We start from the raw sequence: 16378 nt of genomic DNA, 5'->3' as shown, positions 1-16378 counted from the left end.
GTCTTCCTCCAGGCTTCAATTCCGGTCTTTTCCCGTTTCAATCCCCTGCCAGCGTTTGGCCTTTCTCACCTCGATCCCGAATTGATCCAACGTGCGCACGACCACATGATCCACAATATCATCGATTGTTCGCGGATGATTGTAAAAGGCCGGCACCGGAGGCAAAATCGTTGCACCCATGCGCGACAAGGCCAGCATGTTTTCCAAGTGAATGTCATTCAGCGGCATTTCCCGGGTTAACAAGACCAATTTCTTCCGTTCCTTCAAAACCACATCCGCCGCCCGGGTCACCAGATTATCCGCAAGCCCGGCCCGGATGGAGGCCAATGATTTCATACTGCAAGGTGCAATCACCATCCCATCGACACGAAAAGAGCCGCTGGAAACCGATGCGGCAAGATTTTGTGACGAATGGCAGACCGTCGCCAACGCTTCCACTTGCGGAACCGTGTAATCCGTTTCCAATTCAATGTTCGCTCTCCCCCATTTGGATAAAATCAAATGGGTTTCCGTATCCGTTTCCCGCAAAAATTCCAACAATCGAATCCCAAAGATGGCTCCGGTCGCACCTGTGATTCCAACGACTAAACGCAAACAAAGTTCCCCCTCTGATGCATCCTCGATTTGCCTTCATTAATATGTATTGTAACAAATAAACGGCCCCGCTTCACCGCCGCGACAAAATCCCTGCATCGGTCCGGTGCAGGGATTTTTGTTTGATCATTTTTTTTGCGGCAACAAAAAGCCGAATTCTTCATCATACAAGCCCTCTTTAAAAAACCACAAATAGTCGATTTTGCCTTCTTCATCGAAAAACATTTGAACTTTGTTCCCGTTGATTTGATAAGTTAAACTATCAATCTCAGTCCCGAAGTTGACAGCCGGACTTTTCTTCGGAGCCGGCTTGCCAAAAACCTGAATAATGTCATCTTTTGTTACAGGGATGGAATTTTCAAATTCCCGAATAGATATGGATGTTAAAACGTCATTAAAAAATTTAAGTTTTATTTCCCGGTCTTTAAATTGATATTTCAACAACGTTTCATTATTTTGTTGATTCGCCTCTTTATGAGATACATTATTCTGATAAGTTCCGCATTTTCCGGACAAAACATCATGATAAGCGGTTCCCAGCGGCCCGCAATCATAATTTCCCAAATCCCCTTGGCTGATCCATTCATGCAATTGTTTGGCCACCTTCACGCCACCGGCAGAGGAAATTCTCTTTGCTTGATCAACCGGATGAACTTCCGTTTCAAATTGTGTTCGCGGAGAACCGGTATAGCCGAACTTTTCTCTGGTCTCCAGATTGATATCTTTCAATTTTCCTGTGTCCTTGCTAAAATTTAACATCAAGTCATATACGGATAAAAGATATTGATAGTAAACCGTATCCGATTTCAAATTTGTTTGATTCTCCGCCGTTTCAACCGGAGTCCCAAAGACCCGTTTCATTTCATCCACAGACAATGATTCCTTCGATTCATCCATCACCTTGATCGCCTTTAACCGATCATTCTCAAAGTTCAAATGAACCAACTTGTGATCCCCATACTGATAGTACAAACTTGTCATGGTCGAGCTGACATCGTATGTATCTTTACGCGCAATCGGTTCCCCGCAACGATTGATCACATTGGTAATGCCGGAACCCAACGCACCGCATTCGTACTCAGGCATGTTCCCTTCGGAAGCCAATCGCTTCAGGCTTTCCATGTAGGTTTCTTTCTTTTCGCCTTCAAACAAATTGCGCACCCATTCATTCGTCTCATCTTCATAAGCGGCGAGGACAACCGTGAGGATCACCGGAATCAAAATCACGCTGAGAAAAGAAGACACCAGACGTAAAATCTTTTTCTTTCGTCTTCGTCTGGCTTCATCTAATTCCTCAACAGTCACAGGATCAATTTCATTCCCCATATTCTCTCTTTCTCTCTTATTCATCCCTTCCCCATGCACTCCTCAAATTTTTTAAATAACAGATTTATTAAAACAAATTCATTTTAACATGTCTCCATCCAATGATGTTAACAATCTTGTGTCATCTGCTTCCTGCATAAAAAAATACCTCCTGCCATCGAGGAGGCATTTTTGGTGCTTATGCTTATGCTTTTTCATTATCCGGAGCGGGTGTCACAACCGGTTCAATGATCAAAGCTTTTTCCACGATCTCTTCCAGAGAAAGTTCCAGATCATTTCAATAAATCAACCTCATGAACTCTGGAAATTAGGGACGGTTCTCTCCATAAGGGACAACCCCTCCGCCTCTTTTTCAGTGGAAGTGGAGCAACTTGCTTACGATATCTATCAACTCTTCTTTTGATCTGATCAAAGAGCCCGACTTGCTCCCTTCCGCCGATATCCATCTTGACGGACAGAGGCAATATCTTTATTTGATTTGACCTGCTTTTTAATTACTCCAGAAGGCACCGCCAATTTTGAATGCACTCACCGGGCAGGAATGCATCCAATTTTTCTTCGGTTCCTTGCAAAATCCTCGGAACAAATTCCCCGTTTTCGTCCATAAACCGCCCATGATAGGTTAAGTAACAAATCTCACACAGCACAACAAGCGCCTTGATCCACCCTTCCAGATCGGGGGATAGTCTTTTTAATGTGATATCTCCTTGACCGTGTCGCGCATAATACATTCCTTTGGATTTCATGTCGTAGATCAAAGGATCGAGACCTTTGTCTGCAATCACAATCCAATCATCTTTCCACTCCGGATCCCTTTTCATATTTTGCAAATCGTGGCTGAAATTCATCTGCAAATCAATCAGTTCCTCCGGCTCGTACAATTGAATTGGATTTCCGCCAAAATCCAGCTCACCCATCCGCGGGGCGCTTCCCTGTACCAACCCGCCAGCTCTTCATCCATCCCCAATGCCTCTCTCAGTTCCCGGACAACCGTATCATCCGTGCATCTGCTTCAATCTGCAATTGCTCCTTAGCCTACTCCCTTTCCACCAACTAAATCTTGTTAACTTCATTACTTTGGCACCGACTATCCCTTTCAGCAAATCGGTTATTTCAGCCGGGACATATTCACATCCAATTTGGATCTCCATAAAAACCACCTTATTTCCACGCATCAATAAATCTTTATGAATGCAGTCCCCAGATCATTTACAGGACATCCAAGACGTTCACCAATCACTTCCGTCCTCTGCCTTTTTGAAAAGTAATCTTCAAATCCTTTTTTCATGATTCCACATCCTGATCGTCATAATCTCAATTTCTTGATAATATCATCAATCCCTGACCTGGCGTTCCCGTAAGTTCCCCGGATTAAAAAAAGAGACTGAATCACAGACTTTTTAAGAACTTTTTAAAAGGGCTTCTATCACATCAACCACAGCGCTGACAGTCGGGGCTAATGCAGAAATCCCGGCCACGATGCCACTAAACTCCGTTAACGACTTATTTAACCCTTTCAATACTCCTTTTGTACATTTCCCGTTTTCAATCTGGCTTTTGGCTCCATTGACACTCAGCAGATATTCATCTTTTGTTTCCTCATCAAGCTCGGTTGTCGTTTCAATCCGCTGGATCAATTCATTTAGCTTTTGTTTCAATTCCTCTACTTTTTCTTCCTTGGGATCAAGATGATTGCTGACATTTATGTTGGCATTTCTATTATCCATTGTGGCATTGCGGTTGTCTCCGATTTGAGTGCCATTCATCATAATGTTATTAAAATTTAAGGAAAAATTTCCGTTTCCCATTATCCGTTTCTCCTTTCAAGTATATAAAGTGGCATTTTCATTCATTCCAAATTGCGAGCGGTCAATGATACTATTCACAATGTTCATTTTATAAATCTGATGGGTTTTCTCAGGCAACTCCCGGTAAAAATCTTTTTTCATCCTTTCAAGCAAATCATTCACTTCTACTTCTTCCGGAAGTGCCGGTGCAAAAGCTGTTTCAGTTGCCAACACACTCATTTTTCTCAGTTTGCCGGAAGGCTCATTCCGATTCACACCGATATACCTCAAATCCCCAAAAGTCAAAAACGCTTTTTTTGCTCTTGAAGCGGCAACATTTAAAATATAGGGTTCCCGGTCAAAAAAGTGTTGATCCGTAATGGAAGTATATGTCGGGGAAAAAACAACCACGTCAAACTCGGCCCCTTGCAGCGAGTGGACGGTTCCCACAACAATTTGGTCAATCCCCAATTCTTTTAAGTATTTCCGAATGACTCTCGCCTGTTGGGCAAACGGGGTCAACACGGCCAATGTGTCCTTTTGTTTATCTTCCTTTATGTTGTACAAGTCAAAGAAATCTTGAATCCACAAGGCAATGGTTGCGGCTTCAATATGATTAATGCGACTGGAGCCGGAGGGTTCTTCCTGTCCTTCAATATCGACAAATCCGAGATTCGGAATGGAATATGGACTTTTCTGTCCCGAACGAACAATTAAGTTTTTCCCATAGAACAACTGATTAAAATATTTTGCAATGGAAGGATGACAACGGAAATGCTCTTTTAACATAAACGGTTTCAAGTCTTCATCCAAATAACGTGTCAAGTAGTTGGCAAGTTTCAGCATACTTCCATCCGGTTGATGGAGCCCCATGGCTTCAATATCCAACGAAGTCTTATGTAAACCGGCCTCTTTGATATTCACTTCGCATCGCTCGCGGGACAAATTGGAAATCGGTGGTAATTGTTTGGAATCGCCGACCACCAGTCCTTTTTTGGCAAACGAAAGAACCGGAAACATATATTGCGGCAACACCTGGCTTGCCTCATCAATTATCAAAAGATCAGCAAACCCATAAAAATAATTGTACTTCTCATTGAAATATACCGGTGCCATATACATGGTCGATACAAAACACGGAGTCAACATCGCCACTTCCCGGTAAAAATCTTTTCGATCACTAAATTTTCCTTGCTTTTGTATGATTCTTTCTTTTGCCCGTTCAATCCATCTTGCTTCCCAATAATGAGTGGAAAGATGAAAGGCCAGCACCCTGTGCATTTTATCAAACGCTTCCTGTGCACGAAACAGATCCATGGGAATCTCTTCTTTATATTTTTTATATTTCTCTTGCAAATGAGTTAATTCATTTTGTGCTTGCTCATTTCTCTGTTTTAATTCTTCTGCTTTGGCCTTTTTGGCTGTCAGTTGACAGATCTTTTGATTACATTCTTTTTCCAATTCTTCCAAATAAGTTTCAATGGTTGTATCTTCATAGGAAGGAATGGAAGCACTGCTTAGAACTCTGTCCACAAACCGTTGATTGGCATAAACAAACCATTTTTCGAAGAATTTGTTTACCACCGGTAGCCGCAACAAAAATTTTTCCAATGGCTTTCGAATGCCTTTGTGTTTATCCCATGCATACATTTTCGCTTCAATGGCCTGTTTTTCTTTTTCCAAATCATTCAGCTGATTGCTCCAATGGGATAAAACCTGGTCCAAACTTTCAGCCTTGTATTCTTTCAGTAACTCGTGGATTTGCTTTGCCGTCAAATAATCCTCTGTCAAAACCCCCATCACTTCGTTTATTTCACCGACTGCTGTTTGCAACCTTGCATGCAACAGTTGTCTCGCTGATTTAATATCAGGAATGCTGAATCCGAAGTATCTGGAGGTTGCATTCAAAAAAGCTTTTTCGTATCTTTTTATATCTTGTTCGTCCAGCTCCTCGAAGTGGATCCAGTTTGTTTTCAGACTTTCTTTGTCATAAAAAATTAACTGGTAATCTTGGTGGTCCCCCTGTTTGGACGGAGCGATGCAATATGTCCCCAAACTTTTTACATCGGGAATCCATCGTTTTGCCAATAGTTCAATGTTATGAAAATGGTCTCCACTTGGAAATTGGTCTCTCTTCAGCTCAATGTTCTCGTCAAATGTTTTTAAAATGTTGGTGATGGCAAGATTTGTGCCGCCCGAAGCCAACAGAACCGGAGGAACATCACTTTGATCCAATGCGGAACAAACCCACATCGAAGCAAACACACTTTGCAACAGGGTCGTTTTCCCTGTTCCCGGCGGCCCCTCAATGGATAATAACTCTCCATCCTGCAACGCCAAAAAGTGATGAAGTGCCTTGCGTTGGGATTCAGTGAGCGGATCTTTGTTTTTGATCTGCCCTAAATGTTTTAAAGCCATGGTTTCATGATTTGACAATGTTCCTTGTTGCAATTCTTCTTTGGGGAGAAACAATTTAGAAACGAGCGGACTTTTTTTACAAAGCTCCGTGTATTTCTTTTTGCTGTACTTATTGACAATATGATTTTCATAAAAATTTTTCACATGACGGTCCGTGGCCGATCCCAAACATTCATTTGCATCAAATATAATGACTTCTTTCAGTTCCTGATAAGTCCCTAAAGTAATGAGCGAAATCACATTATCCAACACACGACGGGAAAAATCCTCGCATATTTCCAACGTCCGCTTCCAGCTTGGATTTGTCGGGAAAGGATGGTCTTTCCAATACCTTTCCACTCGTTCCAGAGAAGAAAATGTTAAATCCCCTTTGGAAGGACGTAAATATTTTCTCGGGATAAAAGGTTGACGTGTGGCCACCAATTCACCTGTTGATGTCACTTTGGCCGGTATCACCAACCAAACGGAATAGACATATGTCGACTCCCCGTTCTCTTGGTATTCTTTTTTCCGGTATAACTTCGGGCATATAAACAATTCACTGTTTTCATCAGTGCAATGCTTAGCCAATTGCGTAAAATCTGAAATTTTACCCGAATAATATTCCTCTCTGCTAATGCTGTGCAAGGGATTGATATTTCTTTCATTGATGTCCATATACCGGTTTTCTTCCAGATTGAGATTCCAATATTTTAAAAGCTCTTTATGAATAATAAAGGACACCTTCTTTCCCACTGTTATTTCATCGTCAACAATCATTTACATTATATCATTATCAATAAATTTATTTCATCATCTGTTTTCGAAACAGGAAGCAGCGGGAGAAATTCTCACGATTTCATCAAACGGATTCATATTTTATCGCTGGAATTTAAAAATCAAAAAACCCCTGCATTCCGCAGAGGTTTTGATTTGGTGCTGGAGACAGGATTCGAACCTGCGACCCCTTCATTACGAGTGAAGTGCTCTGCCAGCTGAGCTACTCCAGCATGGTATTTCATTTTTGGTGGAGGCGAGCGGAGTCGAACCGCTGTCCGAAGACATCGCCACGCCAGCTTCTCCGAGCGCAGTCACTGTATTGAAGCTTCGCCTTCCATACTGCCCAGTGACAGGCGTTATGAAAGACTAGCCACTCAAGTTTCGCTTTCCGACCAGTGGCCGATCGGTCAGCTAGCCTGCTTGGTTATGAGACCCGGCAACTCCACACAGGCAATGGAGAGGCGGATCCTGGCTGGTTTAATTAAGCAGCCAGAGCGTAGTTTTCTTGTTTGCCAGTTACATTTGGCATTTGCGTTTTTAACGAGTTCGCAACCCCTCGGCTCGCTACTGACGCTCGATCTGTCCCCGTCGAATCCCAAGAACGCCCCCGAGATTCTGAGGAAATATCGAGCAATCTTTTCGCTACAGTTCAAGATTATAACACCATATAGAAAATCATGCAAGCATTTTTAACGATAATTTTGTTCTTTGAGTTTGCGTTCGATCATGCGCTCTGCATCCCGTTTGGCGGCGGTTGCCCGTTTATCGTACAGCTTTTTCCCGCGAGCGAGTCCCAACTGCAATTTGGCGAAACCGTTTCGCAGATGAATGTCAAGCGGAACCAACGTTAGCCCCTTCGTCTTGATCAAGCCGTGCAATTTGTCAATCTCTTTTTTGTGCATCAGTAATTTCCGGGTCCGGGTGGGATCCACATTAAACCGGTTTCCCTGCTCAAACGGGCTGATGTGCATGCCAATCACAAAGGCTTCGCCGTTTTCTATCCGTGCATAGGCATCCCGCAAATTGACACTGCCTTTGCGGACCGACTTGATTTCTGTTCCGGTGAGAACGATGCCAGCTTCATATTGTTCTTTGATTTCATAATCATGAAATGCTTTTTTGTTTTTGGCAATCACCTTGACGCCTTTGTTTTTCATCGTTTTCACCTCGCCCCGGTTCTCCGTAGAAATGAATGGCAGATTTTATTCTAACAAGAAATGTTTTGTCAAGTCAATCATTATTTCCGGTCCGTTCCAAAAGCGAAGGAAAACTCCTTCGCTTTTGGGCGGAGGGCATTTTTTTATTTTTTCTTTGCTTTATTGCGGTATTTTTTCTTTTTCTTCTTCTTTTTCTTGTGCTGCTTTTGTTCTTTTGTTTTTGATTGGAAAGCTTCACGGTCCACTTCATAATACTTGCCTTTTTTTCCGCGCTTTTTCTCTTTTTCCCCGGATGCTTTTTTGGCTTTGATTTTCTTCCCTTTCTTTTTCAAGACCACGTCCTCTCCGGGGAAATGTTCCAACAGTTCAAAGTCGATTTTACGCTCGTCGATGTTGACCCCGCTCACTTTGATCCGCACTTTGTCCCCGATGCGCATGATCCGGCCGGTCCGTTCGCCGATCAGGGAATAAGAACTTTCATCATAATGGTAGTAATCATCCGTCAGGTAACTGACGTGCACCAGCCCTTCCACGGTGTTGGGCAGTTCCACAAAGATCCCGAACGAGGTCACGCTGCTGATGATTCCTTCGTACTCATCCCCGATCTTATCCATCATAAACTCGGCGATTTTCAAATCCTGGCTTTCTCTCTCCGCATCCACGGCAATGCGTTCGCGGATGGAAGATTGTTGAGCTGCATCCGGGAGGATTTCGTTTAATTCATCAATCCGCTCCACCGACAAGCTGCCCTTTGTCAACACTTCGCGGATGATCCGGTGAATAATGAGGTCCGGATACCGGCGGATCGGCGAGGTGAAATGACTGTAAAAAGGAGCCGCCAGACCAAAGTGGCCGATGCAATCTGCGGCATACTTGGCCTGCTTCATCGAGCGCAACATGACGGTGCTGATGACATGCTCTTCCCGTTTTCCCCGGATCTTCTCCAGCAAGGATTGGAGCGCGTGCGGCTTGACCTGATCCGGCCGCCCTTTGACCGAGTAGCCAAAGCTGGTGATGAATTCATAGAAAGCTTTCAGTTTCTCGGCATCCGGATTTTCGTGAATCCGGTACACGAACGGAACCTCCAAACGGTAAAAATGCTCGGCCACGGTTTCATTGGCCTTCAGCATGAATTCTTCGATCAGTTGTTCGGCGATGGTCCGGGGACGTTTGACAATGTCCACCGGCTCCCCTTTCTCATTGATGACCACTTTCGCTTCGGCAAAGTTAAAATCGATGGCTCCCCGTTGCAGACGTTTTCTGCGAAGGGTTTTCGCAAGATCGGCCATCAGGCGGAAGTCTTCCACCAAAGGCCGGTACCGCTCGATCAGTTCCGGGTCTTCATCCACGACGATTTTTTTGACATCGGTGTAAGTCATGCGCTCATTGGTACGGATCACGCTGGGGAAGATGTCATAATCGACCACATTGCCTTCCGGGTCAATCTCCATGTCACACGTCATGGTCAGGCGGTCCACTTTGGGATTCAAACTGCAGATGCCATTGGACAAACGTTTGGGAAGCATGGGAATCACCCGGTCCACCAGGTAAACACTGCATCCCCGTTCATAAGCTTCCCGGTCCAAAGCGGAACCTTCTTTGACATAGTAACTCACGTCGGCAATATGAACGCCCAGACGGACATTGCCGTTTTCCAGACGTTCCACCGAAACGGCATCATCCAAATCCTTGGCATCTTCCCCGTCAATGGTGACCATGGTACGTTCGCGCAAGTCGCGCCTTCCCTGGATTTCTTCTTCGCTGATTTCCCCGGGAATTTGCTCTGCTTCGGCCAGCACCTCTTCGGGGAATTTTTCCGGCAATCCGTGTTTTCGGATGATCGACAGAATGTCGACTCCCGGATCATCCTTATGCCCGAGGATCTCGATGATTTCCCCTTCCGCGCTGTGGCGCCCGGCAATCTGGTGCAGTTTGACGACCACCTTCTGCCCATCCCTGGCGTTCATCTGCAACTCGTGAGCGATAAAAATATCGGCCGGAATCCGTTTATCATCCGGAATCACAAAGCCGAAATGGGAAGACAAGCGGCGGAACGTTCCGACAATGCGGTCCCGTCCCCGTTTCAACACACGGACAATTTCCCCTTCCGGCCGCCGGTGCTCCGATTTTCTTTTATGAATGCGCACCAGCACCAAATCGCCATCCAACGCGCCGTTCATATCGTTCAGATGGACATAAATATCATCTAGATGGGCCGCATCGGGAATGACAAAGCCAAATCCTTTGGATGTTCCCTGCAAAGTGCCGCGCACCAGGTTGAACCGCTCCGGGACACCGTACCGTTTAGCCCGGGTTTGCACAATTTTTCCATCTTCTTCCATTTGCTGAAGCAGTTTGACAAACGCTTCCCTCTCTTCTTCCCCAATGCCGAAGACTTCGATCAGTTCTTCCAGCATCAGCGGCTTATAAGCTTGTTCCAACATAAAACGCCGAATCTCTTGTTCTGTGATCATACCTCATCTGCTGTGGGGAGATTCCCCGCGACAGATGCTTCACCTCACTTCTTATCGTTCATGGATGTTAAAGACACGTGCTTGATAAAGTCATCCACTTCATGAAATAATTTTTTTCTCTCTTTGTCCAACGTAATGATATGGGAAGATTTTTCATACCAAGACAGATGTTTGTGCCTGGATGAAATGGTCTCATAAATATATTTGGCACTTCGGGACCGGATGGTTTCATCTTGCCGCGATTGAATAATCAGTGCCGGAACTTCCACTTTGGGCAAATTTCGTTTTAACCGGCGAAGCAATTTCATCAGTTCCCCCACACTTTTGACGGGAGTCCGGTCAAACGGGACAAGATAGGCATCCACTTCCGGATCGGGGTGATTTCCTTTGGGTTTAAACCGGTAAAAACGATAGGCAAACCCGGCCAAAAATGCCCGCCGGTCCCGGACCCACACTGGAGCGCACATGGGAATGACCCCATCCATCGGCTTTTCGGCGGCAAGAAGCAGTGACAGGACGCCACCCATCGATAAACCGGCCACAAACAAGTGATCCAAGTCGGCTTTCGAGCGGATTTCATCATAAGCATCCAACGCGCTTTGCCACCAGTCCCGCCACCCGGTTTGCTCCAAATCTTCGGGTGTTTTGCCATGTCCGGCCAACAGAGGCGCATAAACGGTGTAACCTTTCTCCTTGAAAAAGTCCCCCATGGGCCGCATTTCAGACGGCGTCCCGGTAAAGCCATGTATCAATAGGATGCCCGTTTTTCCCCCGGAATAAAAAAAAGGTTCAGGTGAACGTTGTACCACTTTCATGATTGTGCATCCCCTTGGTTCGGATTTTATTTTTTAATATTCTAACCATAGCACACCCGATGAAAAAATGGAAAGAAATCCGACCGGAACTTCCCAAACAAAAAATCCATCCGAAGATGGACTTACCAAAGGATTATGGGGTATGTTCCGTCACATAATACAGATGAACTGTCGAAGTTTGCCCTTCCATGGGGACATTTAAAACAAACGTGATTTCATGGCCATCGTTGAGCAAATAGGTGACATAATAATCTCCCTCCGCTTCCACAAACCGATCCGCTTCCCCCAATGTGTCAAGCAATTCTTCCAATGTGATCTTTTGCAGGGCGGGATCAAAATCTTCCACCCATGTGACGGGGTTTCCCTTTTGATCGGGATCATAAATAAAGCGGATGTTCCGGTTCCAATAGTTGGCCGCCACACCGGAGTCGTCATCCGGCTCGCCCCACCACTTCTTCACCTCATCCAGCAAACTGCCCACCTGAAAAGGGCCGCTGTTTAAGGTTTTCTTTTCTTGCGCCAGCCACATGATATGTTCCAGGTACGCCCCTGCGTCATTATTCGCGGAAGCCGCCGCAGATGACAAGGGAAGCGCAAAAACGGCAAGAAGCCCCGCTATCAATGCAAAAGACAAAAGACGAAAGCTTCTTTTCACGGGAATCCTCTCCTTTCCGGCAGCGAATGGCCCCCTTCTGATTCCATTATACGAAGAAAAACCGGAATATCATATAGAAAATTCATATAAATGCTTCATTTTTCAACCCTTGTAAAAACAACAAAAAAACCACGACGTACAAACGTCGTGGTTTTTTTGCCTGGCAACGACCTACTCTCCCAGGGGTCATCCCCAAGTACCATCGGCGCTGGAGGGCTTAACTTCCGTGTTCGGGATGGGAACGGGTGGATCCCCTCCGCTATGGTCACCAGACATTTATTATAATAGCATGTCCTTATCCTCTTGGCAAGTCTTTTTTTAAAAAAAATAAAATAGAATTCCTTAAAGATATCTCTTAAGGAATTCCAGCTTTAGATTACTTCAAAAAGAAAGCAACAACCAAAGCAACAATAATAAACAAGGCTCCCAACACCACGGTTAACCGGTGCAACAGCGCATCCAAACCGCGTGCTTTTGCTTTTCCCATCAGGTGTTCAGCTCCACCTGCAATCGCACCGGACAACCCTGCACTTTTTCCAGGTTGCAGCAGGACAACGACAATCAACCCGATGCAAATGATTGCAAGGACCCATTTTGAAACAAGCGCCACGTTCACAACCTCCTTGCCGTCTCTCTAGATGACTTTATCATATTCGAATCGGCATTTCAATAATCCGGCGTCAACAGACAAAAGACCGTCGGACATTCAAACAAAAAAGGGCACAGGGAATTTTCCCCGTGCCCTTTATGAGATGTCGGTCATTCTTTTTCGATGGAGCGCAGGTTGTAAAATGCGGAACGCTTCGGATATTGAGCGATATGGCCCAATTGATCTTCAATGCGGATCAATTGATTGTATTTGGCCACACGATCCGTGCGGGAAGGAGCCCCGGTTTTGATTTGACCGGCGCCGGTTGCAACGGCGATGTCCGCAATGGTGGTGTCTTCAGTCTCCCCGGAGCGGTGGGAAATCACTGCGGTATATCCGGCACGTTTTGCCATTTCAATCGCATCAAAGGTTTCGGTGAGTGTGCCGATTTGGTTGACTTTGATCAGAATGGAGTTACCAACACCTTTTTCAATTCCGTCTTTGAGACGGGTGGTGTTGGTGACAAACAAGTCGTCCCCGACAAGTTGCACTTTGTCACCCAAACGCTCGGTCATTTTTTTCCATCCATCCCAATCGTCTTCTGCCAAGCCATCCTCAATGGAGATGATCGGGTATTTTGAAATCAATTCTTCATAGAAATCGATCATTTCCTCGGAAGTGCGGCTGATGTTTTCCCCGGCAAAGTGATATTTGCCGTCACGATAGATTTCGCTGGAAGCCACATCGAGCGCCAGCATGATTTCTTCTCCCGGTTTGTATCCGGCACGTTCAATGGCGGTCACGATCGTGGACAAAGCTTCTTCGTTGGAACTCAAGTTCGGGGCGAATCCGCCTTCGTCGCCCACGCCGGTCGCATAGCCTTTTTCTTTCAATACTTTTTTCAGGTTATGGAAGATTTCGGCGCCGATCCGGACCGCTTCATGCATGCTTTCCGCACCGACGGGCATAATCATGAATTCTTGAATATCCACATTGTTATCGGCATGAGCGCCGCCGTTTAAAATATTCATCATCGGAACCGGCAGCACTTTTGCGTTAAATCCGCCCAAGTAAGTATATAACGGAACCCCCAAAGCCTCTGCGGCAGCGCGCGCAACTGCCATGGATACTCCCAAAATGGCATTGGCACCCAGGTTTCCTTTGTTTTCGGTGCCATCCATTTCGATCAGGGCACGGTCAATCGCCACTTGGTCCAGTGCATCCATTCCCGTGAGTTGGGGGGCAATCACGTCATTTACGTTTTGAACCGCTTTGAGCACACCTTTGCCCAAGAAACGCTCTTCATCCCCGTCACGCAATTCAACGGCTTCATAAGCACCGGTCGATGCACCGGACGGTACGATGGCGCGTCCCGTTGCACCGGATTCCAATACGACTTCCACTTCCACCGTCGGATTCCCGCGGGAGTCCAAAACCTCGCGGCCATAAACTTCAATGATGGTTGTCATTTGCTTGATCCCTCACTTTTATTTGGATTTGATCATCGATTTTCCTGTCATTTCTTCAGGTTGTTCAATGTTCAACAGATGGAGCAAGGTGGGAGATACATCCGCCAAAATCCCTTTTTCCCGCAAGGTCACTCCTTTTTTCGTCACGATAAAAGGAACCGGGAAGGTGGTATGGGCAGTGTGCGGACTTCCGTCTTCATTCACCACCATGTCTGCGTTTCCGTGATCGGCGATGATCACGGCCACTCCGCCTTTTTCAATTGTCAGGTCGACCACTTTCCCCAGGCATTCGTCAACGGCTTCCACCGCCCGGATCGTCGGTTCCAGTTTTCCGGAGTGGCCCACCATGTCCGGATTGGCGAAGTTCAAGATAATCACATCATGTTTTTCCGCCTCGATTTCCCGGCAAAGCGCATCGGCCACTTCATAGGCACTCATCTCGGGCTTGAGGTCGTAAGTCGCCACTTTCGGCGAATTGATCAAAATCCGTTCTTCACCCGGAAACTTCTCTTCCCGCCCGCCGCTGAAGAAAAAGGTGACATGCGGGTATTTTTCAGTTTCTGCAATCCGCAATTGTTTCAGTTGATGCCGGCTGACCACTTCCCCAAGCGTTTGGGCGAGATCAGTCGGTTTAAAGGCCACTTCGCCGTTTACCGCATCACTGTAATGTGTCAGGCAGACATAAGCCAGGTCTTGCGGATGCTCCGAACCGCGGTCAAACCCGTCAAAGTCCGGATCGGTAAAGGCGAGGGAAAGTTGAATCGCCCGGTCCGGACGGAAATTGTAAAAAATAACTGCATCATGATCGCGGATTTGGCTGACCGGTTCTCCGTTTTTATCCACGATGACCGTCGGGACCACAAATTCGTCATAGACAGACTCTTGGTAGGAGGCTTGTACCGCTTCCACCGGGTCGCCGTACCGGGGACCTTCTCCATAAACCATGGCACGATAGGATTTTTCCACCCGATCCCACCGTTTGTCACGGTCCATTGCATAATAACGTCCTTGAACCGTGGCAATCTTGCCGACACCGGCTTCATCCATTTTTTCCTGTAACTGCCGGATGTATTGGACGGCACTGTCCGGCGCCACGTCGCGCCCGTCCAAAAACGCATGCACATAAACTTCTTCCACTTTTTCTTTGGCAGCCAGATCCAAAAGCGCAAACAAATGGTTGATGTGGCTGTGCACCCCGCCGTCGGAAAGCAGTCCGAACAAATGGAGGCGGCTTTGGTTCTTTTTCACGTGTTCAATCGCTTGAAGGAACGCTTCGTTTTCAAAGAAGCTGCTGTCTTCAATTGCCTTGGTCACCCGGGTCAGATCCTGATACACAATCCGTCCGGCACCGATATTCAAATGCCCCACTTCGGAGTTTCCCATTTGTCCGTCAGGAAGACCGACGGCTTCCCCGCTTGCCTCGAGCGTTGCATGCGGATATTCGTTCCAATAGCGGTCAAAATTCGGTTTGTTGGCTTGCTTGACGGCATTTCCTTCCCGTGCCTCCCGAAGGGCAAAGCCATCCAAAATACACAACAACACTGGTTTGGGTCGGTTCATTGTTTCTCACCTTCACTTGCCTGACTTACCAACGAAGCAAACGAATCCGGCTTCAAGCTGGCTCCGCCCACCAACGCTCCGTCAATGTTTTTCTGCTTCATGAAGGAAGCCACGTTTTCCGGTTTCACACTGCCGCCGTATTGAATCCGCACCGCTTCGGCCACAGATGCATCATACAAGTCGGAAATGGTGCTCCGGATGAAAGAGCAAACTTCCTCCGCATCTTCAGCCGTGGAAGCTTTTCCGGTGCCGATGGCCCAAACCGGCTCATAGGCAATGATCGTTTTTTTCATTTCTTCGGCAGAAAGCCCTTCACAAGCAGATTTCACTTGTGCGGCAACGACTTCCATGGTTTTGCCGCTTTCTCTTTCTTCCAACACTTCCCCGACGCATACGATCGGGATCAAGCCGTGGGCGTGAGCCGCTTTGGTTTTCTTATTCACGTCTTCATCCGTTTCATTGTAATAAGCGCGCCGCTCCGAGTGCCCCAAAATCACGTACTGCACGCCTGCAGCTTTTAACATCGGCAAACTCACTTCACCGGTATATGCGCCTTGTTCTTCATAATGGGCGTTTTGCGCACCGATTCCGATCCCGCTGTTTTTGGTCTCTTCCACCAATGCAGGCAATGCCAGGAATGGTGCGCACAAAACCGTCTCCACATCTTGAGGGAGCTCAGTCTCCTTCAGCTCTTTGACAAAAAGCAATGCTTCGTCAATGGTTTTGTGCATTTTCCAGTTTCCTGCAATCACTGGCTTCCGCATCGAAGCAACCT

13 protein-coding genes, 1 tRNA gene, 1 rRNA gene and 1 other RNA gene are annotated in these 16378 nt (G+C 46.4%); all 16 read right to left on the bottom strand.

What is annotated here, in order from left to right; genetic code table 11:
- Positions 1-15 precede the first annotated feature (15 nt).
- Positions 16-594 carry a non-oxidative hydroxyarylic acid decarboxylases subunit B gene (locus NYE37_RS02405; RefSeq protein ID WP_198050882.1) on the bottom strand — a complete coding sequence of 193 codons (579 nt, stop codon included), beginning with the start codon at positions 592-594 and terminating at the stop codon, positions 16-18.
- 126 nt (positions 595-720) lie between these two features.
- Entirely contained in the window at positions 721-1944 is a 1224-nt protein-coding gene (locus NYE37_RS02400; RefSeq protein WP_236533775.1) for a DUF4309 domain-containing protein, read from the bottom strand.
- Between the two features lie 470 nt (positions 1945-2414).
- Positions 2415-2837 carry a hypothetical protein gene (locus NYE37_RS02395; RefSeq protein ID WP_037997339.1) on the bottom strand — a complete coding sequence of 141 codons (423 nt, stop codon included), beginning with the start codon at positions 2835-2837 and terminating at the stop codon, positions 2415-2417.
- A 483-nt stretch (positions 2838-3320) separates the two neighbouring features.
- Positions 3321-3728, bottom strand: a complete 408-nt coding sequence (locus NYE37_RS02390) for a hypothetical protein (protein ID WP_049720647.1) — start codon at positions 3726-3728, stop codon at positions 3321-3323.
- Between the two features lie 15 nt (positions 3729-3743).
- Positions 3744-6860 carry an AAA domain-containing protein gene (locus tag NYE37_RS02385; protein ID WP_197461821.1) on the bottom strand — a complete coding sequence of 1039 codons (3117 nt, stop codon included), beginning with the start codon at positions 6858-6860 and terminating at the stop codon, positions 3744-3746.
- Between the two features lie 178 nt (positions 6861-7038).
- A tRNA-Thr gene (locus NYE37_RS02380) sits at positions 7039-7114 on the bottom strand.
- A gap of 15 nt (positions 7115-7129) precedes the next feature.
- Positions 7130-7493: a transfer-messenger RNA gene (ssrA, locus tag NYE37_RS02375) on the bottom strand.
- An 80-nt stretch (positions 7494-7573) separates the two neighbouring features.
- Complete coding sequence (smpB, locus tag NYE37_RS02370) at positions 7574-8041, bottom strand: SsrA-binding protein SmpB (protein WP_049720653.1); 468 nt, start codon at positions 8039-8041, stop codon at positions 7574-7576.
- A 143-nt stretch (positions 8042-8184) separates the two neighbouring features.
- Positions 8185-10515 carry a ribonuclease R gene (gene rnr / locus NYE37_RS02365; RefSeq protein WP_037996137.1) on the bottom strand — a complete coding sequence of 777 codons (2331 nt, stop codon included), beginning with the start codon at positions 10513-10515 and terminating at the stop codon, positions 8185-8187.
- Positions 10516-10559: 44 nt separating this feature from the next.
- Positions 10560-11330 carry an alpha/beta hydrolase gene (locus NYE37_RS02360; protein WP_049720649.1) on the bottom strand — a complete coding sequence of 257 codons (771 nt, stop codon included), beginning with the start codon at positions 11328-11330 and terminating at the stop codon, positions 10560-10562.
- 133 nt (positions 11331-11463) lie between these two features.
- Positions 11464-11985 (bottom strand): DUF4309 domain-containing protein, encoded by a 522-nt coding sequence (locus tag NYE37_RS02355; protein WP_037996132.1) that lies wholly within the window; start codon positions 11983-11985, stop codon positions 11464-11466.
- A gap of 158 nt (positions 11986-12143) precedes the next feature.
- Positions 12144-12258, bottom strand: a 5S ribosomal RNA gene (gene rrf, locus NYE37_RS02350).
- Between the two features lie 103 nt (positions 12259-12361).
- Entirely contained in the window at positions 12362-12595 is a 234-nt protein-coding gene (gene secG / locus NYE37_RS02345; protein WP_037996129.1) for a preprotein translocase subunit SecG, read from the bottom strand.
- Positions 12596-12744: 149 nt separating this feature from the next.
- A complete protein-coding gene (gene eno, locus NYE37_RS02340) occupies positions 12745-14043 on the bottom strand; it encodes a phosphopyruvate hydratase (RefSeq protein ID WP_037996125.1) in 1299 nt (432 codons plus the stop codon).
- Positions 14044-14061: 18 nt separating this feature from the next.
- A complete protein-coding gene (gpmI, locus tag NYE37_RS02335; RefSeq protein WP_037996123.1) occupies positions 14062-15603 on the bottom strand; it encodes a 2,3-bisphosphoglycerate-independent phosphoglycerate mutase in 1542 nt (513 codons plus the stop codon).
- Positions 15600-16367 (bottom strand): triose-phosphate isomerase, encoded by a 768-nt coding sequence (gene tpiA, locus NYE37_RS02330; RefSeq protein ID WP_037996120.1) that lies wholly within the window; start codon positions 16365-16367, stop codon positions 15600-15602. The genes gpmI and tpiA overlap by 4 nt, the downstream gene beginning before the upstream one ends.
- Between the last annotated feature and the right edge of the window lie 11 nt (positions 16368-16378).

It is taken from the genome of Thermoactinomyces sp. FSL K6-2592 (assembly GCF_038006465.1).
Lineage (GTDB): Bacteria > Bacillota > Bacilli > Thermoactinomycetales > Thermoactinomycetaceae > Thermoactinomyces > Thermoactinomyces vulgaris.
Note: the sequence above shows the minus strand (reverse complement) of the source record. Positions and strands in the feature narration are given on the sequence as shown.